The organism is Ancylobacter oerskovii (genome assembly GCF_018390555.1).
Lineage (GTDB): Bacteria > Pseudomonadota > Alphaproteobacteria > Rhizobiales > Xanthobacteraceae > Ancylobacter > Ancylobacter oerskovii.
The window spans coordinates 45,330-68,187 of sequence record NZ_JAHBGB010000001.1 but is presented as its reverse complement, the minus strand read 5'-3'; the positions used below and the strand labels follow the sequence as shown (position 1 = coordinate 68,187).

At 70.2% G+C, this 22,858-nt stretch carries 22 protein-coding genes; 15 read left to right on the top strand and 7 right to left on the bottom strand.

Annotation, left to right across the window (positions count from 1 at the left end; all coding sequences use genetic code 11):
• Nucleotides 1-383 precede the first annotated feature (383 nt).
• The gene (locus KHC19_RS00310; protein ID WP_343207612.1) at nt 384-1,994 is read left to right on the top strand and encodes an FAD-dependent monooxygenase; all 1,611 of its coding nucleotides are present in this window, start codon (nt 384-386) and stop codon (nt 1,992-1,994) included.
• A gap of 170 nt (nt 1,995-2,164) precedes the next feature.
• Here the strand turns inward: KHC19_RS00310 and KHC19_RS00305 are convergent, their stop codons facing one another.
• Nucleotides 2,165-3,169, bottom strand: a complete 1,005-nt coding sequence (locus KHC19_RS00305; RefSeq protein WP_213350039.1) for a zinc-binding alcohol dehydrogenase family protein — start codon at nt 3,167-3,169, stop codon at nt 2,165-2,167.
• Nucleotides 3,170-3,338: 169 nt separating this feature from the next.
• Between KHC19_RS00305 and KHC19_RS00300 the strand changes: the two genes are divergently transcribed.
• The 4 genes from KHC19_RS00300 (at nt 3,339) to KHC19_RS00285 (ending at nt 9,246) form a co-directional block, all read left to right on the top strand.
• Entirely contained in the window at nt 3,339-3,692 is a 354-nt protein-coding gene (locus tag KHC19_RS00300) for a winged helix-turn-helix transcriptional regulator (protein WP_213350038.1), read from the top strand.
• Nucleotides 3,693-3,881: 189 nt separating this feature from the next.
• A complete protein-coding gene (locus KHC19_RS00295; RefSeq protein ID WP_213350037.1) occupies nt 3,882-5,759 on the top strand; it encodes a rhamnan synthesis F family protein in 1,878 nt (625 codons plus the stop codon).
• Nucleotides 5,760-5,819: 60 nt separating this feature from the next.
• Nucleotides 5,820-7,493: an NAD+ synthase gene (locus KHC19_RS00290; protein WP_213350036.1), complete on the top strand. Its 1,674-nt coding sequence runs from the start codon at nt 5,820-5,822 to the stop codon at nt 7,491-7,493.
• Nucleotides 7,494-7,890: 397 nt separating this feature from the next.
• The gene (locus tag KHC19_RS00285; protein WP_213350035.1) at nt 7,891-9,246 is read left to right on the top strand and encodes a glutamate--tRNA ligase; all 1,356 of its coding nucleotides are present in this window, start codon (nt 7,891-7,893) and stop codon (nt 9,244-9,246) included.
• 151 nt (nt 9,247-9,397) lie between these two features.
• On the opposite strand, the gene KHC19_RS00280 is transcribed toward KHC19_RS00285, so the two are convergent.
• On the bottom strand, nt 9,398-10,462 hold the full coding sequence (locus tag KHC19_RS00280; RefSeq protein WP_213350034.1) for a DUF2865 domain-containing protein: 1,065 nt from the start codon (nt 10,460-10,462) through the stop codon (nt 9,398-9,400).
• Nucleotides 10,463-10,714: 252 nt separating this feature from the next.
• Here KHC19_RS00280 and KHC19_RS00275 point away from each other — a divergent pair, with 252 nt between their 5' ends.
• Complete coding sequence (locus KHC19_RS00275) at nt 10,715-11,263, top strand: CreA family protein (RefSeq protein WP_213350033.1); 549 nt, start codon at nt 10,715-10,717, stop codon at nt 11,261-11,263.
• A 96-nt stretch (nt 11,264-11,359) separates the two neighbouring features.
• Here the strand turns inward: KHC19_RS00275 and KHC19_RS00270 are convergent, their stop codons facing one another.
• Nucleotides 11,360-11,686 (bottom strand): hypothetical protein, encoded by a 327-nt coding sequence (locus tag KHC19_RS00270; RefSeq protein WP_213350032.1) that lies wholly within the window; start codon nt 11,684-11,686, stop codon nt 11,360-11,362.
• 254 nt (nt 11,687-11,940) lie between these two features.
• Here KHC19_RS00270 and cysS point away from each other — a divergent pair, with 254 nt between their 5' ends.
• The 3 genes from cysS to KHC19_RS00255 all read left to right on the top strand — a co-directional run bounded on the left by cysS (nt 11,941) and on the right by KHC19_RS00255 (nt 14,203).
• Nucleotides 11,941-13,350 carry a cysteine--tRNA ligase gene (gene cysS, locus KHC19_RS00265; protein WP_213350031.1) on the top strand — a complete coding sequence of 470 codons (1,410 nt, stop codon included), beginning with the start codon at nt 11,941-11,943 and terminating at the stop codon, nt 13,348-13,350.
• Nucleotides 13,347-13,859 (top strand): GNAT family N-acetyltransferase, encoded by a 513-nt coding sequence (locus tag KHC19_RS00260; protein WP_213350030.1) that lies wholly within the window; start codon nt 13,347-13,349, stop codon nt 13,857-13,859. The genes cysS and KHC19_RS00260 overlap by 4 nt, the downstream gene beginning before the upstream one ends.
• A 95-nt stretch (nt 13,860-13,954) precedes the next feature.
• On the top strand, nt 13,955-14,203 hold the full coding sequence (locus tag KHC19_RS00255) for a DUF2188 domain-containing protein (protein ID WP_213350029.1): 249 nt from the start codon (nt 13,955-13,957) through the stop codon (nt 14,201-14,203).
• A gap of 40 nt (nt 14,204-14,243) precedes the next feature.
• Here the strand turns inward: KHC19_RS00255 and KHC19_RS00250 are convergent, their stop codons facing one another.
• Nucleotides 14,244-14,855 carry an LOG family protein gene (locus tag KHC19_RS00250; RefSeq protein WP_213350028.1) on the bottom strand — a complete coding sequence of 204 codons (612 nt, stop codon included), beginning with the start codon at nt 14,853-14,855 and terminating at the stop codon, nt 14,244-14,246.
• A 137-nt stretch (nt 14,856-14,992) separates the two neighbouring features.
• On the opposite strand from KHC19_RS00250, the gene KHC19_RS00245 reads away from it, so the two are divergent.
• The 5 genes from KHC19_RS00245 to pssA all read left to right on the top strand — a co-directional run bounded on the left by KHC19_RS00245 (nt 14,993) and on the right by pssA (nt 19,661).
• The gene (locus KHC19_RS00245; protein ID WP_213350027.1) at nt 14,993-15,493 is read left to right on the top strand and encodes a peptide deformylase; all 501 of its coding nucleotides are present in this window, start codon (nt 14,993-14,995) and stop codon (nt 15,491-15,493) included.
• A 61-nt stretch (nt 15,494-15,554) separates the two neighbouring features.
• The gene (locus tag KHC19_RS00240; protein ID WP_213350026.1) at nt 15,555-16,013 is read left to right on the top strand and encodes an ArsR/SmtB family transcription factor; all 459 of its coding nucleotides are present in this window, start codon (nt 15,555-15,557) and stop codon (nt 16,011-16,013) included.
• Between the two features lie 17 nt (nt 16,014-16,030).
• Nucleotides 16,031-17,950 carry an ABCB family ABC transporter ATP-binding protein/permease gene (locus KHC19_RS00235; RefSeq protein ID WP_213350025.1) on the top strand — a complete coding sequence of 640 codons (1,920 nt, stop codon included), beginning with the start codon at nt 16,031-16,033 and terminating at the stop codon, nt 17,948-17,950.
• A gap of 70 nt (nt 17,951-18,020) precedes the next feature.
• On the top strand, nt 18,021-18,716 hold the full coding sequence (locus KHC19_RS00230) for a phosphatidylserine decarboxylase (RefSeq protein WP_213350024.1): 696 nt from the start codon (nt 18,021-18,023) through the stop codon (nt 18,714-18,716).
• Nucleotides 18,717-18,785: 69 nt separating this feature from the next.
• The gene (gene pssA / locus KHC19_RS00225; protein ID WP_213350023.1) at nt 18,786-19,661 is read left to right on the top strand and encodes a CDP-diacylglycerol--serine O-phosphatidyltransferase; all 876 of its coding nucleotides are present in this window, start codon (nt 18,786-18,788) and stop codon (nt 19,659-19,661) included.
• A gap of 52 nt (nt 19,662-19,713) precedes the next feature.
• Here the strand turns inward: pssA and KHC19_RS00220 are convergent, their stop codons facing one another.
• A complete protein-coding gene (locus KHC19_RS00220) occupies nt 19,714-19,965 on the bottom strand; it encodes a transferase (protein ID WP_246548042.1) in 252 nt (83 codons plus the stop codon).
• Nucleotides 19,966-20,200: 235 nt separating this feature from the next.
• Nucleotides 20,201-20,797, bottom strand: coding sequence for a protease inhibitor Inh/omp19 family protein (locus KHC19_RS00215; RefSeq protein ID WP_213350022.1), 597 nt, complete (start codon nt 20,795-20,797; stop codon nt 20,201-20,203).
• A 258-nt stretch (nt 20,798-21,055) separates the two neighbouring features.
• Between KHC19_RS00215 and KHC19_RS00210 the strand changes: the two genes are divergently transcribed.
• Nucleotides 21,056-21,829, top strand: a complete 774-nt coding sequence (locus tag KHC19_RS00210) for an SDR family NAD(P)-dependent oxidoreductase (protein WP_213350021.1) — start codon at nt 21,056-21,058, stop codon at nt 21,827-21,829.
• An 18-nt stretch (nt 21,830-21,847) separates the two neighbouring features.
• Here KHC19_RS00210 and KHC19_RS00205 read toward each other — a convergent pair whose 3' ends face one another.
• Entirely contained in the window at nt 21,848-22,717 is an 870-nt protein-coding gene (locus tag KHC19_RS00205) for a LysR substrate-binding domain-containing protein (protein WP_213350020.1), read from the bottom strand.
• Between the last annotated feature and the right edge of the window lie 141 nt (nt 22,718-22,858).

Here is a 22,858-nt window from a genome sequence, read left to right as displayed (position 1 = left end):
GCGTTTTCATCCGGGCGCACGGGAAAAATCGTGGATGGCCGGGCCAAGCCCGGCCATGACGGAAGGGCGCTCGGCAGGGAGAGCGGGGGGCGCCTCGTTGGGTGCGGCTTCTGTCGGAGGGACTCAGGAACGGGCCTGACCCGGGCATCCGTGCTTTCACCTTCTCCTCTCCCCGTTGGGGAGAGGTGGCCCGCGAAGCGGGTCGGAGAGGGCGCACGCGATCGGAAAGCGTTGCCAACCCTCGCCCCGGCCCTCTCCCTGCGGGGGAAGGAGCAGGTTGTCGGTGCCCGGATGACCTTGCCCGGCTCCGCCGGCATGATGCGCGGCGTCCCGCGTTCCGCTAGCCTCCACCGACAAGAGGCAGATGACGGGGAGGGGACACCGTGCCGCCTGACGTGCCGCCCGTACCGCAGCAGGTGCTCATCGTCGGCGCCGGCCCGGTGGGGCTTGTTCTCGCCGCCGTGCTGGCGCGCCAGGGCCTCCGGGCGCGGCTGGTCGAGCGGCTCGCGGCGCCGTCGCCCTATTGCCGCGCCATCGGCATCACCCCCCGCACGCTGGAGGTGATGGACGATCTGGGCCTTGCCGGCGAGCTGGTCGCCGCCGGGCTCTGGCTCGACGGGCTGCGCACCCTCGTGCACGGCTACCCGGCGCGCGAGACCGAGAACGATTTCTCCGACCTGCCCTATGCCCAGCTCGGCGTGCCGCAATACGCCACCGAGCGCATTCTCGCCGAGCATCTCGCGCGCCACGGCATCGGCATCGAGCGCGGCGTGGAGCTCGTCGGGCTGGTGCAGGACGGCGAGGGGGTGGAGGCGACCTTCGCCGACGGTTCCGCCGCGCGTTTCTCCCATGTCGTCGGCTGCGACGGCGCCCATAGCGCGGTGCGCCGGGCGCTGGGCATCCCCTTCGAGGGGGAGGCGTGGCCGATGGCGTTCATGCTGGGCGATGTGCGCATCGACTGGGACCTGCCCCGCGGGCGGGCGCTGTTCGCCATCCGGCCGGCACCCGATGCGCCGCCGGACTTCTTCGTCGCCATTCCGCTGCCCGAGCGCGGACGCTACCGCGTCTCCATGGTGGCGCCGGAGCGGCTGTGGCCATCGGGCGAGGGCGGCGCCCGCGGCGTCGAGCACGGAATCCTCGCCGATCGCCCCGGTGCCGCGCTGGCCGACCTGCAGGAGGTGGCCGACCGGCTATTGCCGGACCCGCCGGCGCTGTCCGATCTGCGCTGGTCGTCGATCTTCCGCATCTCCATGCGTCTGGCCGCCCGCTATGGCGAGGGGCGGGTGTTCATCGCCGGCGATGCCTGCCACATCCATCCGCCGACCGGCGGGCAGGGGATGAATACCGGCATCCAGGACGCCTACAATCTCGGCTGGAAGCTGGCGGCGGTGCTGCGCGGCGGGGCCGGGCCGGAGCTGCTCGCCAGCTACGAGGCGGAGCGGCGGCCGGTGGCGGAGGAGGTGATCGCCCGCACCGTCGAGCAGTCGATGAGCTTCGGCAAGCCGAAGAAGCCGGAGGACCGGCTGGCCGATACCCAGCTGCTGGTGAATTATCGCGGCGGGCCGCTCAGCGCCGGGACCGCCTTCGGCCCGGTGGCGCCGGGCGACCGGCTGCCGGAGGTGCAGGGCCTGCGCCGCCACGGGATCGGCTTTCCGCTGCGCCTCGCCGATGCGGTGCGCGGACCGGACTGGGTACTGCTCGCCGCGGTGCGGCCGGACGGCCTGCCGGCGCTGGAAGGACTGGCGGCGCGGCTGAAGAGCGCGCTGCGCCTGCCGCCAAGGGTGATCGTCGTGGTTCCGGGCGATGCGCCGCTGGAGGATGCGCCGGGTGTGAGCCTGCATCACGACGCCGCCGGCATGTTCGCCGCCGCCCTCGGGGCATCGGGGGCGTGGCTGGTCCGGCCAGACAAATATCTCGGCTGGACCGGAGCGGCGGACGACGCCGGCGGGATGCTGGATTATCTCACGCAAATGGCGGGGCTGGCGGCCAGGTGAACGACGACCGCCTCGCCTCTCCCCGAGGGGGAGCGACCGCGCAGCGGCGGGTGAGGGGGAAGGCGCTCGGGAAGCCCGGAAAACCCCTCGCCCCATCCCTCTCCCGTCGGGGAGAGGGAGCATCCGTCGTGGCAGGCGATCATCCCGGCCAGGGCGGCGCGTGGAAAACGTCACCAGCCTTCCAGCACGATCTTGCCGATGGCGCGGCCGCTCTCCAGCGCCGCATGGGCGCGCTTGAGATTCCCGGCGGTGATCGGCCCGTAATTGGCGCCGAGCGTGGTCTTCACCGTGCCGGCATCGACGAGGCGCGCCACCTCGTCGAGCAGCTTGTGCTGGGCGATCATGTCCGGCGTGCCGAACAGCGGGCGCGCGAACATGAATTCCCAGTGCAGCGAGGCGCTCTTCTGCTTCAGCTGCCGCACGTCGATGGCGTCGGGATCGTCGATCAGCGCCACCTGGCCCTGCGGCTTCAGCGCCTTGACGATCTCCTCCCAGTGACGGTCGGTGGCGGTGAGGCTGAACACATGGTCGGCGCCGTCATAGCCGGCCTTGGCCAGTTCCTCCGACAGCGGCCTGGAATGGTCGATCACCGCCGTCGCGCCGAGGCTTTGCAGCCATTCCCGGCTTTCCGGCCGCGAGGCGGTGCCGATGACGGTGAGCCCGGTCAGCTGGCGGGCGAACTGCACGGCGAGCGAGCCGACGCCGCCGGCGGCACCGATGATCAACAGCGTGCCGGTGCTCGCGCGGGTCAGCCGCAGCCGGTCGAACAGGGCTTCCCAGGCGGTGATGGCGGTCAGCGGCAGCGCCGCCGCCTCCGCGAAGCCGAGCGAGGCCGGCATGTGGCCGACGATGCGCTCGTCGACGAGATGGAACGGCGCATTGGTGCCGGGGCGGTCGATGGCGCCGGCGTAGAACACCTTGTCGCCGGGCTTGAACAGCGTGACCTCGGCGCCGACCGCCTCCACCACCCCGGCGGCGTCCCAACCGAGGATCACCGGCGCCTCCGCCGTGCCGGCGCGGCGCATCCGCACCTTGGTGTCGACCGGGTTCACCGCCACCGCCTTCACCGCGACCTTGAGGTCGCGCGGGCCGGGCGCCGGTTCCGGCGCGTCGAAGGCGAAAAGCGCGCGCTCCTCGGAAATGGGCAGCGAATCGATGTAGCCGATGGCCTTCATGGCTTGTCTCCTGCGCTTTCGCGCCGTGTTGCGGTTCGGCAGGCAATGTCGGCAGGCCGCCGGCGTCGCGCAAGAACGCACGCAATTGTCGGCTGGTATCGAAAATGTAAGCCCCTTCCGCCGCCCCGAGGCGCTGCCTACATTCCCCGGCGTCGGACGGAGTGGGACCATGGCGAAGCGTCACAGCAACTATACGCGCGGCACCGGCTGCCCGGTGGAGGCGGCGCTGGAGATCATCGGCGCCAAATGGAAGGGCGGGGTGATCTATCACCTGCTGGACGGCGAGCTGCGTTTCATGGAGCTGCAGCGGCGCATGCCTACCGTCACCCAGCGCATCCTCTCCAAGGCGCTGCGCGAGCTGGAGGCCGACGGGGTGATCCTGCGCACGGTCTATCCCACCGTGCCGCCGCAGGTCGGCTATCGCCTGACGCCGGACGGGGAGGCGCTGCGCGAACCGGTGCTCGGCCTGCGCGCCTGGGGCGCGCGCCGCACGGCGGCGGCCTGCGCCATGGCGGCGGAGTAGGGCGCGGTTTCCCGCCTCGGGAGCGGCTTCGCCCGCCGCGCCATGGCGGTGCCGCGATCCGGTGCTATGGCCTTGCCGGAAGGGCTTTGTTAGAACGATTCCGCTACGTCCCGGCCGTCGCCCGATCAACGGATGAAACGGCGACGGTCCAGGCGATGTCTCGCGGGTGGCGGTGTTCCGGGTGGGTTCATGACGACGGTTGAGCAACCCGACGGGGCTGCGGCGCCTCCGGTGCGTCGGGACTATGCGCGGCTCCGGCCGCGCGGCAAGGCCAAGAGCTGGCTGAACCGGATCGCACGCCGGGCGAGCGGCTGGGTCCGGCCGCTGCTCTTCGAGGCCGATGCGCCGCGCGGCCTGTGGCGGGCGCTGCTGTTCGACGCCTATCGCCGGCCGCGCCCGCTGTTCGGCAAGGCGGTGCTCGACCGTCACGGCCATCCGCGCCGTGCCTATGCCTCCTGGATGGCGCGCGCCGACGAGGACCTGCCGGCGCTGGTGGCCGGCATGGCCTTTCCCGACCTGCCGTCGAACGGCCGCACCGTTTTGGTGCTGCTGCCGCCGCCGCGCGACGCGCCGGCGCGGGCGGCGCTGCTGCGGGATCTGGCGGCGCGCGGCGATCTCATCGTGCTGCTGCCCGAGGCGGGGGGCGAGACGGTGCTGCCGCCGGGCGCCGTGCCGCTGCGGCTGTCCCTGTCCCGGCCGCCGCACGATGTGTTCCTCGCGGCGCTGGCGCAGCGCCTCGCGCTCTATGCGCCGCTCTATGCCGTGGTCGGCGGCGCCGAGGGGCCCGAACTGGCTCGCGCCCTCGCGCGGCGCGACGTGCCGGTGGTGGCGCTCGCCGGCACGGCGGACGGTTCGCCGCTTCCCGGCGAGCCGGAATGGTTCGACGACGGCGCGGGCGCGGTGCTGTTCGGCACGCCGGCCGAGCGGGCGGCGGCGCTCGCCGCTGCCCGGCCCGGCCGGGAGCGCTGGCAGGCGCCGGCCGCCGGCGAGACGATCGCCGAGGCGATCGACCGGCTCGGCCGGGCGGCCGCCGGCCGCGTCGACGCCGAGGTCGCGCTGGTGCTCTCCGCCGACCGCAGCCGGCTCGAAATCGGCGAGGCGGAACTGAGCGCGCGCGTCCGGGCGTGGCGGCGCGACAGGCTGATGCAGCTGTCGCCCGGTGCCGGCAAGCCGCGCCGCCCCTATGCCGGCTTCCATCCGCTCCTCTATGCCGAGGCCCACCCGCAGGCATGCCTCGACGAGCGGCGCTACCCGCTGGCGCACTGGATCGAGCAGGGCCAGCCGGAAGGCCCGTGGGTTCATCCGGTGATCGGGCCGCCAGCGGCGGCGCCGGAGCCGCCGGCCCTGAAGGCGATGCTGCACGGGCATTTCCACTATGCCGATCTGGCGCCGGAATTCTTCGAGCGGCTATCCGCCAATCTCGCCCGTCCCGACCTGTTCCTGACCACCGGCAGCGCGGAGAAGGCGCGGCTGCTGGAACGGGCCGCCGCCACCTATGGCGGGCGCGTGGAGATCGTGCAGGTGCCCAATCTCGGGCGCGATGTCGGGCCGTTCTTCACCGCGCTGCGGGCGCCGCTCCTCGCCGGCGGCTATGACGTCGCGGTGCACGTCCACGGCAAGAAGAGCCAGGCGAGCCGCACCCGGATCGGCGATGTCTGGCGGGATTTCCTGTGGGAGAACACCCTCGGCGGCCGGCATGCGATGCTGGATGCGACGCTGGCCGCCTTCGCCGCCGACCCGCGGCTCGGCCTCGTCTACCCCGACGACCCGCATCTGGTGGGCTGGGCGCGCAACCGGCGGGCGGCCGAGCTGCTGGGGCGGGACATGGGCCTCACCGAGGAAATGACCGGCTTCGTCGACTTCCCGATCGGCAACATGTTCGCGGCGCGGCCGGCGGCGCTGGCGCCGGTGCTGGCGCTCGACCTGCAATGGACGGACTACCCCGTCGAGCCGATCGCCGATGACGGCACGGTGATCCACGGGCTGGAGCGGCTGCTGCCGGCGATCGCCCGCAAGGCCGGGTTCCGCACCGCCGCGTTGCGGGTGCCCGGTACCGACTGGGACTGACGCCCTCCGCCTCCATGCGGCATTTCCCAAATGCGGCGGGGCTGCTAAATCAGCTTCATCATGTCCAGCGCTCCCGTCGACCAGCTTCTCATCGCCTTCGCCCAGCTCAACCCGATCGTCGGCGACGTCGCCGGCAATCTGGAGAAGGCGCGCGCCGCCCGCGCGCTGGCCGCCGGGCAGGGGGCGGATCTCGTCCTGTTCACCGAGCTGTTCATTGCCGGCTATCCGCCGGAGGACCTGGTGCTGAAGCCCGCCTTCCAGGCCGCCTGCCGCAAGGCGGTGGAGGCGCTGGCCGCCGAGACCGCCGATGGCGGGCCGGCGGTGCTGATCGGCACGCCCTGGCTCGAGGGCGGCAAGCTCTACAATGCGGTGGCCTTGCTGGAGGAGGGGCGCGTCGCGACCCTGCGCTACAAGGTGGACCTGCCCAATTACGGCGTGTTCGACGAGAAGCGCGTCTTCGCGACCGGGCCGATGCCGGGGCCGATCCCGTTCCGGGGCGTGCGGCTCGGCGTGCCGGTCTGCGAGGACATCTGGTCGACCGACGTCATCGAGTGCCTGTCGGAAACCGGCTCGGAGATCCTGCTGGTGCCGAACGGCTCGCCCTATCGCCGCACGGTCTATGACGAGCGCACCAACATCGCGGTGGCCCGCGTGGTGGAGAGCGGCCTGCCGCTCGCCTATGTCAACCAGATCGGCGGCCAGGACGAACTGGTGTTCGACGGCGGCTCCTTCGTGCTCAACGCCGACCGCTCGCTCGCCGTGCAGTTCCCGAATTTCCAGGAGCGGGTGCGGATCACCCGCTGGGAGCGCTGGGCCGATGGCTGGCGCTGCGAGGAGGGCGCGCGCGCGCCGCTCGTCACCGGCGACGAGGCCGATTACGCCGCCTGCGTCCTGGGGCTGAGGGACTATGTCGAGAAGAACCGCTTCCCCGGCGTGGTGCTCGGCCTGTCCGGCGGCGTCGATTCGGCGCTGGTGGCGGCGATGGCGGTGGATGCGCTCGGGGCCGAGCGGGTGCATTGCGTGATGCTGCCCTATCGCTACACCTCGAACGAATCCCTGTCCGACGCCGCTTCCGTGGCGGAGGCGCTGGGCTGCCGCTACGACATCGTGCCGATCGCCGACGGCGTGGAAGGACTGGAGGCGTGCCTCGCGCCGCTCTTCGCCGGCACCGAGCGCGGCGTGACGGAGGAGAACCTGCAGTCGCGGGCGCGCGGCACCATCCTGATGTCGATCTCCAACAAGTTCGGCGCCATGGTGGTGACCACCGGCAACAAGTCGGAGATGTCCACCGGCTACGCCACGCTCTATGGCGACATGAACGGCGGCTACAACCCGCTGAAGGACCTCTACAAGACCGAGGTGTTCCGCCTGTGCCGCCTACGCAACCGCTGGAAGCCGGCGGAGGCGCTCGGCCCGGACGGCCGGGTGATGCCGGACAACGTCATCGACAAGCCGCCGACCGCCGAATTGCGCGAGAACCAGAAGGACCAGGACAGCCTGCCGCCCTACGAGGTGCTGGACGCCATTCTCGAATGCCTGGTGGAGAAGGAACTGCCGGTCGCCGAAATCGCCGCGCTGGGCTTCGACCCGGCGCTGGTGGCGCGGGTGGAGCGGATGCTGAACATCGCCGAATACAAGCGCCGGCAGGCGGCGCCGGGGGTGAAGATCACCACCCGCAATTTCGGCCGCGACCGGCGCTATCCCATCACCAACAGGTTCCGCGAGACGGCATAGGGCCGTCCGGGCCGAAGACGTGGATGGCCGGGCCGAGCCCGGCCATGACGGTTCTGGCGGACACCGCGCGGTAACATTCGGGGCCGTCGTTCCGTCGTCCCGAATGGCTGAGGGCCGATCCGGGAATGCCGGGAGGGGAGTCCCCCCGGGAGATGGAGCGTCCGGCCCATTCCGCCCGCCGTCATCTCTCCCGTACGCCATCGTCCCCGGACCTGTTCCGGGGATCCCTGCCTTCGACCGGGCGCGCCGGCCGGACCGGAGACGTGGATGACCGGGACACGCCCGGTCATGACGGCTTCCATGTCCGCACTCGCACGATGCCCCCCGGCCGTCGTGCAGGCCCGGGCCGCCATTCCCCGTTGCCCCCGCCGGCCATCCCGGCGATAAGGCGGGCATCATGAGCACCCTCGTCCGTCCCGTCCTGCGCTTCGCCCCGTCGCCGACCGGCCTGCTGCATGTCGGCAATGCCCGCTCCGCGCTCTACAACGCGCTTTTCGCCCGGCGCGAGGGCGGCACCTTCATCCTGCGCTACGACGACACCGACACCGCCCGCTCGACGCGCGACTTCGCCGAGGCGATCGCGCAGGACATGGCGTGGTTCGGCATCGTCCCGGATCGGGTGGAGCGGCAATCCGAGCGGCTGGCGCTCTACGATGCCGCCGCCGAGCGGCTGAAGGCGGACGGGCGGCTCTATCCCGCCTACGAGACCGAGGAAGAGCTGGAGACCCGCCGCCTGTCGCGGCGGCGGCGCGGCCTGCCGCCGATCTATGATCGCGCGGCGCTGAAGCTCACGGCGGAGGAGCGTGCGCGGCTGGAGGCGGAAGGGCGCCGGCCGCACTGGCGGTTCCGCCTGCAGGGGCGTCCGGTGGGGTGGGACGACCTGGTGCGCGGCCCGCAAAGCATCGATTCCACCGGCCTGTCCGATCCGGTGCTCATTCGCGCCGACGGCTCGTATCTGTATACCTTCACCTCGGTGGTCGACGACATCGACATGGGCGTCACCCATGTCATCCGCGGCGAGGACCATGTCACCAACACCGCGGTGCAGATCGAGATCATCGAGGCGCTGGGCGGCGGCGTTCCCACCTTCGGCCACCACAATCTGCTGACGCTGCCGAGCGGCGAGGGGCTGTCGAAACGGCTCGGCCACCTCTCGCTGCGCGCGCTGCGCGAGGCGGGGCAGGAAGCGCTGGCGGTGGCGGCGCTGGCCCTCTTCACCGGCACCTCGCTGGCGGTGGAGCCGGCGGCCGATCTCGACGCGCTCGCGGCGCGGATCGACCTTTCCGCCATTTCCCGCGCGCCGGCGCGCTTCGATCCCGCCGATCTCGCCGCGCTGACCGCCGGCACGCTGCATCTGCTGCCCTATCCGGCGGTGGCGGCGCGGCTCGCCGCGCTGGGCGTCGGCGGCGGCGAAGCCTTCTGGCTGGCGGTGCGCGGCAATCTGGCGACGCTGAAGGATGCCGTGCTCTGGCGGCAGGTGGTCGAGGGGCCGGTCGTGCCGGTCATCGCCGCCGAGGACGCGACATTCCTCGGGCAGGCGGCGGAACTGCTGCCGCCGCTGCCATGGGGCGAGGAGGTCTATGCGCAGTGGCTGGCGGCGCTGAAGCCGGCGTCGGGTCGCAAGGGCCGGGCGCTGTTCCATCCCCTGCGGGCGGCGCTGACCGGGCAGGAGAGCGGCCCGGAGCTCAAGGCGCTGCTGCCGCTGATCGGCCGGGAGCGCGCGCAAGCGCGCCTGCAGGGCGAGGCCGCCTGACGGGGGCGTTCCGCCCCCCAGCGGGGAGGGGCCACATTTCCGGGACATGCGCTCGGGAAATGCGGGGAATGGCCGGGCCGTACCGGATTTTACGACATTCGCGGAGCGGCCGGGGCCGTCAGGCGCGTCGGGCGCCGGTGTCGGCCGGCCTCTACTGCGCCGGCACCGTGGCCGGCTGCTGCGGCTGCTGGGTCCTGGGACGCGGCGTCGCCGGGGCGGCGAGCTGGCCGGCCGGGCGCGGCTGCGACATCTCGCGCGAGGCGTCCTCGGTCACCACGATGTCGCCCTTGCGCAGGGTCGGGTCGGTCTCGCTCGACAGCGCCTGCGCCCAGCTCTGGCCGTTGGGGCGGCAGGAGCAGGCGGCCGAATACTGCTTCTTGTAGAGCAGGGCGTTGGGCAGCGACATGTAGGTCTGGCCGCTGACGCTCACCGCGTTCTCGATGTCCTCACCGGGGTTGCGGTAGACGAACAGCCGCGCCTCGGTGCCCGGGCACTGGCGCTGGCACAGCGCCTCGTCGGAGGCGAATTTGCCGGCGTTGGCGGCATAGGAGATCGGGAAGAAGAAGCCGTCGCAGGTCCGCACGCACACGGTGCGGTAGGTGGAGGCCTTCGGCAGCTCCATCTCCAGCGGCTGGGCATCCATCGAGGGCGCCTCGTCCTCCTCCGCCTGGCGCGGCACGCCGAACAGCTGCTCGAAGAAATTGCGCGGCCGGCGCTCCGCCGCCGGGGCGTTGCCGCGCGCCTGCCCGAGCGCCGCCTGATATTGCGGGCCGCAATTGTTCTGCGCGAGGGCGTAGATCAACTGCCGGCGCTGCTCGTCATTGCCGCTGCGCTGGCCGCGGGCCTCGATCATGGTGCGGTCCAGCGCCGAGCGGGCCTGGGAAAGCCGGCGGTTCAGCCCGTCGCATTGCGGCGGCAGCTGCGGCTGGAAGATGAGGAAGCCGCGCTTGTCGCAGCCGAGCTGGCGCACCTGGGCGGAGAGATTGGCGACATCCTGCTGCTGCTGGGCGATGACGCCGCCGAGATCGCGCTGGCCGCCGCCGCCGCGGTCGAGCTGGGCGAGCTGCCCCTCCAGCCGGATGCAGGCGCCGGGATCGGCCTGAGCCGCGGCGATGTCGGCACCGAGCGCGAGCAGGCCCAGGGCCGCGAGCGACGAGCGCAGCAGCGAGGCGCGCAACAGGGAGGCGCGGGAGGGGCGGGCACTGGCGATCGTCATAGGTCGGTTGGTCCTGCGCGTTCGGGCGACGCGCAGCCGGCGCGCCGTTCCATGAATCCGCGCACGAAGCACGGCGAGATTGGCCAAAGTTTGAACCTGCATTCGGCCGGCAAGGCAAGTCCCGTCGGGAAGCCCCATTATCAGGCCGCTTCGGGCAGGGCCGGCTCGAGCCCTGCCGCCGGCGGACGGCGCGTTGCGCACGCCGCACCGCACCCCATATCACGCGGGCCCCGGCTTTGGAGACACAAGTCCATGATCATGCGCCGCCTTTCCGCCTTCCTCCTTGCTGCCGTGCTCGGCCTGGCGACCGGCCTGGGGCCGGCATCGATGCCCGGCTTCGGCACTGCGGCGCGGGCCGACGGGCCGGACCTGATCTTCAGGAAGTCGACGGTGTGGAAATTCCTCACCCCGGATGACAAGCTCGCCACCTATGCCATTGACGATCCGATGGTGGAGGGCGTCGCCTGCTACTACACGGTGCCGGAGAAGGGCGGCGTCTCCGGCATGCTCGGCGTGGCGGAGGAAGTGTCGGACATCTCCATCGCCTGCCGGCAGGTGGGGCCGATCGCCTTCAAGGGCAAGTTCGAGCAGGGCGACGTGGTCTATCGCGAGAGCCGCTCGCTGATCTTCAAGAAGATGCAGATCGTGCGCGGCTGCGACGCCAAGCGCAACGTGCTGGTCTATCTGGTCTATTCCGACAAGCTGATCGACGGCAGCCCGAAGAACTCCACCACCAGCGTGCCGGTCATGCCCTGGGGCGCGCAGACCGAGGCGCCGCGCTGCGCCGATTTCGTGCGATAGTGGCGCGTGGGCCACGGGGGCGCGAAAAATGCCAGCGGGCCGGTCCGGCCGGCCCGCGCATGGTCTGAAAGTTCGGGACGTGGCGGCGCCGCAGGCTCAGCGGCAGGTGATGGCCACGGTATCGCGGCAGGAGCCGCCGGTGCAGGTGGTCTGCGCCGTCTTGGCGGCCACCGAGAGGCGCAGCGCGTCGCTGGTCACCTTGCCGAAGCTCACCGCATGCTGGAAGTCGTGCACCCGGCACCAGGCATCGGCGATAGCCTGGCCGCAGGCGCCGCCGGTGGCGACGCAATTGTCGACGCCGTAGCCGTCGGACATGTCGACGACGAAGATCTTGTCCGCCGTTTCGGCAAGGGTGAAGGCGGGAATGGCGGCGGAAAAGGCGGCGGCGAGGAGGGCGGAACGAAGCATCGGGGCGGCGCGCATGGCTGGGTACTTCTGCGGGAGGCTCGTCGGCGGCGAGCAGGTAACGCAGCAGACGACAAAAAGTTTAAGCCCGCGCTAAAGTTCGGTAGCGAACCATGCGCCGGCGTCGGGGGCGGTGGATAGCTTCGCGGCGTTCGCCTCGTCAACCGGCTTCGGCGGATTGGCGGTATGGCCTTGACGTGGCGGTGCAAACGGAACAAGAGGCGCGGCCTCCGCGCAACAGTTGAGCGGGAGCCCTGAGGGAAGGCGAACATATGTCGGCAGTTTCGGGAGCGGACATTTCGGGCACGGTGCTGCCCGAGCTCAAGCTCCACAACACGCTCACGCGCCAGCGCGAGACTTTCGCGCCGCTCGATCCCAAGCTCGTGCGCATGTATGTGTGCGGCCCGACCGTCTATGACCTCGCCCATATCGGCAATGCGCGCCCGGTGATCGTGTTCGATCTCGTCTACCGGCTGCTGCGCCATCTCTACGGGCCGGCGCATGTGAAATATGTGCGCAACATCACCGACGTCGACGACAAGATCAACGCGCGCGCCGCGCAGGACTTCCCCGGCCTCGACCTCAACGAGGCGATCGCCAGGGTGACCTTCGCCACCGAGGCGCAGTTCCACGACGACCTCGAGGCGCTGGGCGTGCTGCATCCCGACGTGGAGCCGCGCGCCACCGAGCACATCGCCGAGATGCGCGACCTCATCGAGCGCCTCGTCGCCTCCGGCCATGCCTATGTCGCCGAGGACCATGTGCTGTTCTCGGTGCCGGCCATGCCGGATTATGGCCAGCTCTCGCACCGGCCGCTGGACGACATGCTGGCCGGCGCCCGCGTCGACGTCGCGCCCTACAAGCGCGACGCCATGGACTTCGTGCTGTGGAAGCCGTCCAAGCCCGGCGAACCGGGCTGGCCCTCGCCGGCCGGCATCGGCCCGCTCGGCCGGCCCGGCTGGCACATCGAATGCTCCGCCATGAGCTGGAAGCATCTCGGCGAGACCTTCGACATCCATGGCGGCGGCATCGACCTCGTCTTCCCGCATCACGAGAACGAGGTGGCGCAGTCGCGCTGCGCCTTCCACACCGGCATCATGGCCAAGGTCTGGATGCATAACGGCTTCCTGCAGGTGGAAGGCGAGAAGATGTCGAAATCGCTCGGCAACTTCGTCACCATCCGCGACCTGCTGGCCGACTGGCCGGGCGACGTGCTGCGTCTCAACATGCTGAAGACCCATTACCGCCAGCCGATCGACTGGACGGTGAAGGGGCTGGAGGAGAGCGCCAAGACGCTGGAGCAGTGGTTCGACGCCGCCGCGCCCGAGGCCTATCCGCGCCCGGCCCCCGGCGTGCTGGAAGCGCTGTGCGACGACCTCAATACGCCCAAGGCCATCGCCGAGATGCATGCTCTGAAGGACCACGCCGGCAAGAAGGCGCTGGCCGGCACGCTGGCCTTCCTCGGCTTCGAGGCGTCGCGCCTTGCGGCGTGGAGTACCGCGCATGCGCCGGTGCTGGCGATCTCCGAGCCAGAGATCGAGGCGCGCATCGCCGAGCGCATCGCCGCCCGGCGCAACCGCGACTTCGCCGCCTCCGACCGCATCCGCGACGAATTGCTCGCGCAGGGCGTGGCGCTGAAGGACAACAAGGACGGCACCACCAGCTGGGAGGCCAAGCGATGAGCGCACGTCCCGCGGGGACACCCGCCGCCGGCCTGCGCCCCTTCCTGCCCAGCGATACGCCGACCCTCGCCTCCATCCTTTCGGCCGCGATCTTCGAGCTGACGAGCGAGGACTACGATCCCGACCAGCAGGACGGCTGGGCCGCCGCCGCTGCCAGCGACGAGGAGGCGCTCGCCAAGCGGCTGGCCAGCTCGCTGACGCTGGTGGCCGAGCGCGACGGCGAGGTGGTGGGCTTCATCGCGCTCGCCGACAACAAGCTCATCGACCTGCTCTACGTGCATCCGAAGGTGGCGGGGAAGGGCGTGGCGGCGCTGCTCTGCGACGCCATCGAGCGCCTCGCCGCGGCGCGCGGCGCCACCAGCCTGATCGCGGATGCGAGCGATACCGCGCTCGGCTTCTTCCAGAAGCGCGGCTATGTCGCGCGCCAGCGCAACTCGGTGCTGCGCGGCGCGGTCTGGCTCGGCGACACCACGGTGGAGAAGCAGCTCGGCGAGCCGGCCGAGGGCTGAGCCGGGGCGGGACCGAAACGTCGGCTCTCCCTGGCAGGCGTTTCTTGACGTGCTTTTTGTTCCTGATATGTTCTGTTCGGCGCAAGGAGGGCATGATGAGCAAAGATCAGGATCGCACGGTTTATCGCAATGCGCAGGGAGAATGGGTCAACAAGCGCAACGATGCAGAGCGAGCATCGACTTTGCACCGAACTCAGGCCGAGGCTGAAGCCGCAGCACGTGGAATGTTGTCGCGGCAGGCCGGAGGTGAACTGACCCTCAAGGGGGTAAATGGTCAAATCCGCAGCAAGGACACCATTGCCCCCGGCAATGATCCGTTGCCGCCCCGGGATAGCGAGAACTGAGTGAGCGGCGGGCGCACTGAGCAGTGCGCCGCTTCTCTTCTCACATGCGGTCCAGCACCTGCTCGGCCGCGGCGTCGTGCAGCTCGGCCTCCGGCACGTTGGACAGCGCGGTGGCGAGCTTCGGCATCACCGCGCGCACATTGTGCGCGACCAGCATCCGTATCGGCCGGGCGACGTTCACGAAGCCGGTCGACTGCATGTGTTCGAACAGCCGCAGCAGCGGATCCCAGAAGCCGGCGATGTTGAGCACCATCACCGGCTTGCGGTGACGGTTCAGCTGCACCCAGGTGAGCTGCTCGACCAGCTCCTCCAGCGTGCCGACCCCGCCCGGCAGCGCGAGGAAGGCGTCGGCGCGCTCGAACATCAGCCGCTTGCGCTCATGCATGTCGCGGGTGACGATCAGCTCGTGGGCGTATTCGAAAGCCTGTTCCTTGCCGATCAGGAAATCCGGGATGATGCCGGTGACATGGCCGCCGGCCTCGGCGCAGGCGCGGGCGGTGGCGCCCATCAGCCCGACGCCGCCGCCGCCATAGATGAGGCGGATGTTCTCCTGCGCCAGCAGGCGCCCGAGCTCCATGGCGGATTCGAGATAGATGGAGTCGTCGCCGGTGGCCGCTCCGCAATAGACGCATAAGCTCTTGATCTTGGTCATGCCTGCCATGATGCAGTGCGGGACGGGGCCGTCAAGCGGCAGCGCTACCCGGCTTCGTGATCGGCGGCCCCGGGGCCGGGTGTGGAATCGGCGCGCCGGTGCCATGATGGCGCGACGCAACGCACCCGGACGACATCATGACTTCTCGACCTCTCGTCACGTTCCCCGACCCCCGCCTCAAGCAGGTCGCGGCGCCCGTGACGCTGTTCGACGACGAGCTGCGCATCCTGGCGCTGGACCTCGTCGACACCCTGCGGGCAGCGCCGGGCATCGGCATCACCGCCGGCCATGTCGGCGTGCCGCTACGGGTGGTGGTGCTGGAACTGCCGGACGACCCGGAGCCGAGCCTCTACGTCAACCCGGAGGTGGTCTGGGCCTCCGACGAGCTGCAGCGCCATGCCGAGGGAAGCGTGTCGATGCCTGGCGTCACCGAGGAGATCGAGCGCCCGGCGAAGATTCGCCTGCGCTACCAGGACCTCGAGGGAACCTTTCACGAGGAGGAGACCGGCGGCCTGCGCGCCGTCTGCCACCAGCACGAGATCGACCAACTCGATGGACTCTTCTGGCTGCAGCGGCTGTCGCGGCTGAAGCGCGAGCGGGTGATCAAGCGCTATGAGAGGCTGCGCAAGGCCGGATAGCCCGGCGCGCGGATCCGGCCGTCTTCCCAATGCCGCAATCATCGTCTATCGACGATGAACGATGACTGCGGTTTCTCCGCCTGACGACGATCTCCTTGCCCTTCGCCTGCGTGCGCTCGGCCATCCGGCGCGCCTCGCGATCCTGCGCGCGCTCGCCGAGCGCGACCGCTGCGTCTGCGGCGAGATCGTCAAGGGCCTGCCGCTCGCGCAGTCGACCGTCTCCCAGCATCTCAAGATACTGAAGGAAGCCGGGCTGATCGCCGGTACGGTCGACGGGCCGCGCTCCTGCTATTGCCTCGACCGCGACGGGCTGGCGGTCTTCGCCGCCGACGTCTCGGCGCTGCTGGCGCAGATGATGGACCGGGGCGCCGCACCCGTCGCGGCGGCGGCCGAGCTGCCGCAAAGCTGCAACCCTCCCATGCCGCCCGCGGACCCTTCATCCGCCGCCCGGCGCTTGGATTCCACTCCCGCCCAACCTATTTCCACAGCGGCCGTCGGCGAAATGCCGGCCGGTTCCTGATCACCCGGAAGCTCCCCATGTCCGCACCCGAGGCCGGCACCGCCCTGTCGCGCCGCAGCAACAAGCCCGACGATCCCCCGCGCGGCAGCCTTCTCGTCGCGCTGAAGGGGCTGACGCCCTATCTGTGGCCGGCCGAGCGGCTCGATCTGCGCGCGCGCGTGCTTTGGGGCCTGCTGCTGCTGGTGGCCGCCAAGATCACCACCATGGCGACGCCCTTCCTCTTCAAATGGGCGACCGATGCGGTGGCGGAAGGCGAGGGCGCCCATATCGGCACCGACGCCATCAGCCTGATCATTGCCGCGCCGGTGGTGCTCACCCTCGGCTACGGCTTCTCCCGCATCGCCATGGCGGCGCTGACCCAGTGGCGCGACGGCCTGTTCGCCAAGGTGGCGATGCACGCCGTGCGGCGGCTGGCGCTGGAGACCTTCCAGCACATGCACGCGCTGTCGCTACGCTTCCATCTGGAGCGCAAGACCGGCGGGCTGACCCGCGTGCTGGAGCGCTCGCGCGAGGGCATCGAGACCATCGTGCGCATGCTGGTGCTGCATCTCGCGCCCACCATCCTCGAATTCGTGATGGTGGTGGTGGTCCTCGTCTGGCAGTTCGACTGGCGCTATGCCGCCGTCACCGTGGCGATGATCGGCGCCTATACCTTCTTCACCTTCCTGATGACCGAATGGCGCATGGGCATCCGCCGCTCGATGAACGAGAGCGACACCGACGCCAATGCCAAGGCGGTGGACAGCCTGCTCAACTACGAGACGGTGAAGTATTTCGGCGCCGAGAAGTGGGAAGCCGAGCGCTACGACCGTTCCATGGAGCGCTATGAGCGCGCCTCGATCCACACCCATACCTCGCTGGCGTGGCTCAATGCCGGCCAGGCGGCGATCTTCACCGCCGGCCTGACGGCGGTGATGGTGCTGTGCGTGTTCGACATCCGCGCCGGCTACCAGTCGGTCGGCTCCTTCGTCATGGTCAACGCCATGATGATCCAGCTCTACCAGCCGCTGAACTTCCTCGGCATGATCTATCGCGAGATCAAGCAGTCGCTGATCGACATCGAGGCGATGTTCGCCATTCTCGCCCGCAATCCCGAGATCGAGGACAGGAAGGGCGCCAAGCCGCTGGAATTGAAGGGCGCGGCCATCCGCTTCGAGGATGTGCGCTTCTCCTACGATCCCGAGCGCGAGATCCTGAAGGGCGTGTCCTTCGAGGTGCCGGCGGGGCAGACGGTGGCCATCGTCGGCCCGTCCGGCGCCGGCAAGTCGACCATCTCGCGGCTGCTGTACCGCTTCTACGACGTGGCGTCCGGCCGCATCACCGTCGACGGGCAGGACATTCGCGACATCACGCAGGAGAGCCTGCGCGCCGCCATCGGCATGGTGCCGCAGGACACGGTGCTGTTCAACGACACGCTCGCCTACAACATCCGCTACGGCCGGCCCGGTGCCGGCGACGCCGAGGTGGAGCGTGCGGCCGAGCTGGCGCAGATCGACGGCTTCGTGAAGCGCACGCCGAAGGGCTACGCCACCGAGGTCGGCGAGCGCGGGCTGAAGCTTTCCGGCGGCGAGAAGCAGCGCGTCGCCATCGCCCGCACCATCCTCAAGGACCCGGCGATCCTGCTGCTCGACGAGGCGACCTCGGCGCTCGACAGCCACACCGAGCGCGAGATCCAGGATGCGCTGGAGCGCGTCTCGCGCGGGCGCACCACGCTCGTCGTGGCGCACCGGCTCTCCACCGTGGTCGGGGCGGACGAGATCATCGTGCTGGAGCACGGCCGCATCGCCGAGCGCGGCACCCATGCCGAGCTGATGGCGCGGCGCGGGCTCTATCACTCCATGTGGCAGCGCCAGCGCGAGGTCGACGAGGCCAAGGCGACGCTGTCGCGCGGCGAGGACGACCTGAAGGCGCCCGAGGATGCCGACGCCGCGGCCTGAGCGACGCCCGCGCATTTGACGCGCTCCCCGCGCGGCACTACCTGTGCCTCAGCTTTGTGCGGGAGACGTCATGTCGGTCATCGATTCCATCCGCGGCGGCCTCGCCCCGATCCATCGCGAGGGCTACCCCTTCATCCTGATCGGGGTCGCCGTCTCCCTGCTGCTGCTGTGGCTGCTGCCGCCGCTCGGCTGGATCGCGGTGCTGATCACCGTATGGATCTGCTATTTCTTCCGCGATCCCGAGCGGGTGACGCCGCTGCGCGAGGGGCTGGTCGTCTCGCCGGCCGATGGGCGGGTGTGCCTCGTCGGGCCGGCGGTGCCGCCGCCGGAACTCGGCCTCGGCGTGGAACCCATGTCGCGCATCTGCATTTTCATGAACGTCTTCGACGTGCATGTGAACCGGTCGCCGGTCGCCGGCCGTATCGAGCGCATCGCCTACAAGCCGGGCAAGTTCCTTTCCGCCGATCTCGACAAGGCCAGCGAGGACAATGAGCGCAACGGCCTCGTGCTTGACACCGCGCTGGGGCGCATCGGGGTGGTGCAGATCGCCGGGCTGGTGGCGCGGCGCATCGTCGGCTTCAAGCAGGAAGGCGACATGCTGGCGCCGGGCCAGCGTTTCGGCCTCATCCGCTTCGGCTCGCGGGTGGACGTCTACCTGCCCGCCGGCATCGCGCCGCTGGTGGCCGAGGGCCAGCGGGCGGTGGCGGGCGAGACCGTGCTGGCGGATGCGGGCGCCCTCGGCGGCCTGACCTTCCGGGTAGACTGAACGCCGGGTGGACTGAACGCAGGATATGGCGCTGCGGCGCCGGCGAGACGATGTGAGCGAGACGGACCGATGTCGAACATCTTCGTGCCCTTCGAGCCCGATCCCGAGGTGCCGGAGCCGCGCCGCCGCCGTTTCCAGGCGGTGCCCGCCCGGCTGCTCATCCCGAATCTGGTGACGCTGCTGGCGCTCTGCGCCGGCCTCACCGGCATCCGCATGGCGATCGAGGGGCGGATGGAGCTGGCGCTGGGCGCCATCGTCATCGCCGCCGTGCTCGACGGCATGGACGGGCGACTCGCCCGCATGCTGAAGGGCACCTCGCGCTTCGGCGCCGAGCTGGACAGCCTCTCGGACTTCGTCTGCTTCGGCGTGGCGCCCGGCCTGGTGCTCTATATGTGGGGCCTGGAGACGCTGGGTTCGATCGGCTGGATCGCCTCGCTCGCCTTCGCCATCTGCGCGGCGCTGCGCCTCGCCCGCTTCAACGTGATGCTCGAGGATCCCAACCGCCCGGCCTTCGCCGCCGATTTCTTCACCGGCGTGCCGGCGCCGCTCGGGGCGATCTGCGTGCTGCTGCCGGTTTATGTCGAGCTGATCGGCCTGCCCCGCCTCGTCGCCTCGCCGGCGGTGGCGGCGTTCTACACCCTTGCGATCGCCCTGCTGATGGTCTCGAAGCTGCCGGCCTATTCCGGCAAGAAGCTGGGCAGCCGCATCCCGCGCGACGCGGTATTGCCGCTCTTCGTCTGCGTGGTGCTGTTCGTGGCGGTGCTGGTCACCTGGCCATGGACGGTGCTGTCGGTGCTGTCGGTCGGCTATCTGGCGGCGCTGCCCTTCTCGGCGCTGCGCTATGCCCGGCTGGCGCGCGAGCATGAGGCGCACCTGAAGGCCGGGGGCTTCCCCCCGGCGCCGCCCGAGGAGGCCGCCGAGGAACGGCCGGGCCACCTGAACTGATCGGAAGGCGCCGTCCGCGAGAGGGGGGCGCGAGAGGCTGGCGACCGAAAGCCTAGCGCGCGCGGTCGGCCATCGCCGCGACGCGGGCGGCGAGCGGCGCCGCCGGAAAGGCCTGGCGTAGGATCCGCAGCGCCTCGGCATCGCTGCGCGGGCGGGCCATGTCGAGATGATCGCGCATCAGCACGGTGACGGAGGGCGCTTCCGCAGGGCGCCGCGGGAAGGTCGTCGCCGCACGCTCCGCGACCGCTACATCGCGCTCGCGGCTTGCCGGCTCCGTCGGCCCGGTCCCCTCATTCCCCAGCATGACCACCGCCTCCGATCGGAATTGCGAATCAATCAGCTTTGCTCATGCACAGCTTGAGCCAACTCTGCTGACAACGCACGAACCAAATGCTGGTTCCCAACTTCGTGACCATAGGGCGTGTCCATGCGAACACATCCATATGGCCCGAAAACTGGCGGGATCGGAAGCAAGTTTATTTCGAATACTGTCGTATTTGTTTCACAAATGCCCGGCCGACAGCTCCGGGCCTGCGGTCTCAGCTCCGGTTGAGCGAGATCTTGCCGCCGTCGCTGGTGGCGACGCCGTCATAATGGCCGTTGCCGGCGGGCTGCAGCCGCGCCGTGACCTTGCCGAGATGGTTCTGCAGCACGATCTCGTTGCCCCAGACGTCCCAGCCCTTGGTCATGAAGATGTCGTTGGGGCACCCGACATCGGCATTGGCCGCGAAGCCGGACATGCCCCGCTCGGTGGTGAGGGTGAGCTTGCAGCTGCGGGCGCCGTTGTCCCAGCTATAGCTCCAGTTGCCGGCGAGCTGGGTGCGGGTGGCGCCGGGCTCGGCATAGGCGACGCCGCCGGGGGCGGTGGCGCCGGGCTGGGTAAGCGGCACCGAAGTGGCGGCATTGGTGGTTTCGCGCGGCGTCACGGCGTCGCCCGCGGTCGCCGCGCTGGCGCCGGTGGGAGCGGGGGAGGGCACCGGCGCGCTCTCCACGGAGCCGGTCGGGGCGGGGGTGATGGCGCTGGGCGCAGGGTCGGCCGCCGCCGTCTTGCGTTCGCCGAAACCGTCCAGCGCGGTGCTGCATCCGGCGAGCAGCAGGGCGGTGGCAGAGGCGGCGGCAACGGCGGTGATCTTCATCGACTCGAGACTCCTCGCACGCCACGCCGGCCATGCCTCGGAACACATTACCCTTTTTCGGTGACGTGTCCGCTCACCCAATCGTTTTCTTTTCCCCGAGGATCGTGGCACCAGCGTGGCCCCCTTGCGGCAACCACCGGCCGCAGACGCGTATCCGGCGACATGAACAACGGAATCTTAACGGCCTTTGCGGTTCTGCCGGCCAGTGGACGCGCTGCCGGCATCGCGGTATGTGCGGTGCAGCAACAGGAGGCGTTCATGTCCGGCTACCAGATGCTCGATCCCTCGACCCTCGTCGTCCTGATCACCGGCGCCACGTCCGGCATCGGCGCGGCCACGGCGCGCCGCTTCGCGCTCGCCGGCGCCAGGGTGATCGCGACCGGTCGCCGGGCCGACCGCCTCATCGCGCTACGCGACGAGCTCGGCCCCAATCTGCTGCCGCTGGAAGTCGACGTGCGCGACAACGAGGCGTTCACGGCCGCCATTGCCGGCCTGCCGCCGGCCTTCGCCGGCATCAACGTCGTCTTCGCCAATGCCGGCCTCGCCCTCGGCCTGGAGCCCGCCCACAAGGCGAGCCTGAAGGACTGGGAGGACATGGTCGACACCAACATCAAGGGGCTGCTCTACACCGTGCGGGCCGTGCTGCCGGGCATGGTGGAGCGCGGCGCCGGCCATGTGGTGTTCACCGGCTCGGTGGCCGGCGACTATGCCTATCCGGGCGGCAATGCCTATGGCGGCACCAAGGCCTTCGTGAAGCAGTTCGCGCTCAATCTGCAGGCCGACCTGCTCGGCACGCCGGTGCGCGTTACCAATATCGAGCCGGGCATGGTGGAGACCGAGTTCTCGCTGGTCCGCTTCCACGGCGATGCCGGCAAGTCGGACTCGGTCTATGAGGGCATCGAGGCGCTGAGCGGCGAGGACATCGCCGAGCAGATCTTCTTCTGCTGCACCGTGCCGCGGCATGTGAACATCAACAGCCTGCAGGTGTTTCCGGTGGCGCAGAGCTTCGCCGGCTTCAAGGTCGCACGCTGACGCGCCGCCGGGGGCCGCTCAGGCGGCCGCCACCACACTCGGCGTCGCGAAGGAGCTGCGCAGCGTGTCGGCCAGCCGGCGGGCCGCGGTCGAGGCGTTGGGCGACAGCAGCAGCCCGATCTCCAGGTCCGGCAGCGGCGGCAGCCCATCGGCGGCGCCGAGCCGGCGCCATTCCGGCGGCGCGGCGCATTCGGCCATGGCGGTGAGGCACAGCCCGGTCTCCACCGCCGAATAGATGCCGCCCTGCGAGGACGAGGTGCAGGCGACGCGCCAGCGCAGGCCGGCCGTGTCGAGCGCGGCGGCGATGTGCGGGCGGGCGCGGCAGCCGGTGGGAAACAGGGCGAGCGGCAGCGGGTCCTGGCGTTCGGGGCGATGGCCGCGCGCGGCGAGCCACAGCAGCTTCTCGCGCTTCAGGAGTTCGCCGGTCGGCCGGTTGAGGTCGCGGGTGAACAGCGCGACGTCGATCTGCCCGCGCTCGACTTCCGGCTCCAGCGTCTTGGACAGGTCGCAGCGGATCGAGATCTCCACCCGCGGATAGGCGGCGGCGAAGCGCGAGATCACCGGGGTGAAATAGGCGTCGACATAATCGTCGGGCATGCCGAGCCGCACATTGCCCTCCGGCGTGCCGCCCTTGAGGTCGGCCAGCGCCTCGCTCTCGAAGGCGAGCATGCGGCGGGCATGCGCCACCAGCCGCTCGCCGGTCTCGGTCAGCGAAATGCCGCGGCGCGAGCGCTCCAGCAGCCGCACGCCGAGATTTTCCTCCAGCTGCGCGATGCGCGCCGACACCGCCGATTGCGTGCGCCCCACGCGCTCCGCCGCCGCGGTGAAGCCGCCATTGTCGACGACGGCGATGAGCATTCCCAGCGATTCGGTGTCGAGATGACGCATGGTGAGGTCCGGTGGTGAGATCCGGCGTTTGTCGCTGCGTAATAGTATCAAATTTGCTCATCCATTCACAAATTAAATTCGTTTTCACGATCTTTGTGCATCGTGCTACGGCATGTCCGACCGTGGGATGCCCATATGCCG

Bases quoted from the DNA above. Each gene is read 5' to 3' on its own strand.
- KHC19_RS00305 (WP_213350039.1), bottom strand. From the start codon at position 3,169: ATGAAGGCCATCGGCTACATCGATTCGCTGCCCATTTCCGAGGAGCGC.
- KHC19_RS00300 (WP_213350038.1), top strand. From the start codon at position 3,339: ATGGCGAAGCGTCACAGCAACTATACGCGCGGCACCGGCTGCCCGGTG.
- KHC19_RS00295 (WP_213350037.1), top strand. From the start codon at position 3,882: ATGACGACGGTTGAGCAACCCGACGGGGCTGCGGCGCCTCCGGTGCGT.
- KHC19_RS00290 (WP_213350036.1), top strand. From the start codon at position 5,820: ATGTCCAGCGCTCCCGTCGACCAGCTTCTCATCGCCTTCGCCCAGCTC.
- KHC19_RS00285 (WP_213350035.1), top strand. From the start codon at position 7,891: ATGAGCACCCTCGTCCGTCCCGTCCTGCGCTTCGCCCCGTCGCCGACC.
- KHC19_RS00280 (WP_213350034.1), bottom strand. From the start codon at position 10,462: ATGACGATCGCCAGTGCCCGCCCCTCCCGCGCCTCCCTGTTGCGCGCC.
- KHC19_RS00275 (WP_213350033.1), top strand. From the start codon at position 10,715: ATGATCATGCGCCGCCTTTCCGCCTTCCTCCTTGCTGCCGTGCTCGGC.
- KHC19_RS00270 (WP_213350032.1), bottom strand. From the start codon at position 11,686: ATGCGCGCCGCCCCGATGCTTCGTTCCGCCCTCCTCGCCGCCGCCTTT.
- cysS (WP_213350031.1), top strand. From the start codon at position 11,941: ATGTCGGCAGTTTCGGGAGCGGACATTTCGGGCACGGTGCTGCCCGAG.
- KHC19_RS00260 (WP_213350030.1), top strand. From the start codon at position 13,347: ATGAGCGCACGTCCCGCGGGGACACCCGCCGCCGGCCTGCGCCCCTTC.
- KHC19_RS00255 (WP_213350029.1), top strand. From the start codon at position 13,955: ATGAGCAAAGATCAGGATCGCACGGTTTATCGCAATGCGCAGGGAGAA.
- KHC19_RS00250 (WP_213350028.1), bottom strand. From the start codon at position 14,855: ATGACCAAGATCAAGAGCTTATGCGTCTATTGCGGAGCGGCCACCGGC.
- KHC19_RS00245 (WP_213350027.1), top strand. From the start codon at position 14,993: ATGACTTCTCGACCTCTCGTCACGTTCCCCGACCCCCGCCTCAAGCAG.
- KHC19_RS00240 (WP_213350026.1), top strand. From the start codon at position 15,555: ATGACTGCGGTTTCTCCGCCTGACGACGATCTCCTTGCCCTTCGCCTG.
- KHC19_RS00235 (WP_213350025.1), top strand. From the start codon at position 16,031: ATGTCCGCACCCGAGGCCGGCACCGCCCTGTCGCGCCGCAGCAACAAG.
- KHC19_RS00230 (WP_213350024.1), top strand. From the start codon at position 18,021: ATGTCGGTCATCGATTCCATCCGCGGCGGCCTCGCCCCGATCCATCGC.
- pssA (WP_213350023.1), top strand. From the start codon at position 18,786: ATGTCGAACATCTTCGTGCCCTTCGAGCCCGATCCCGAGGTGCCGGAG.
- KHC19_RS00220 (WP_246548042.1), bottom strand. From the start codon at position 19,965: ATGCTGGGGAATGAGGGGACCGGGCCGACGGAGCCGGCAAGCCGCGAG.
- KHC19_RS00215 (WP_213350022.1), bottom strand. From the start codon at position 20,797: ATGAAGATCACCGCCGTTGCCGCCGCCTCTGCCACCGCCCTGCTGCTC.
- KHC19_RS00210 (WP_213350021.1), top strand. From the start codon at position 21,056: ATGTCCGGCTACCAGATGCTCGATCCCTCGACCCTCGTCGTCCTGATC.
- KHC19_RS00205 (WP_213350020.1), bottom strand. From the start codon at position 22,717: ATGCGTCATCTCGACACCGAATCGCTGGGAATGCTCATCGCCGTCGTC.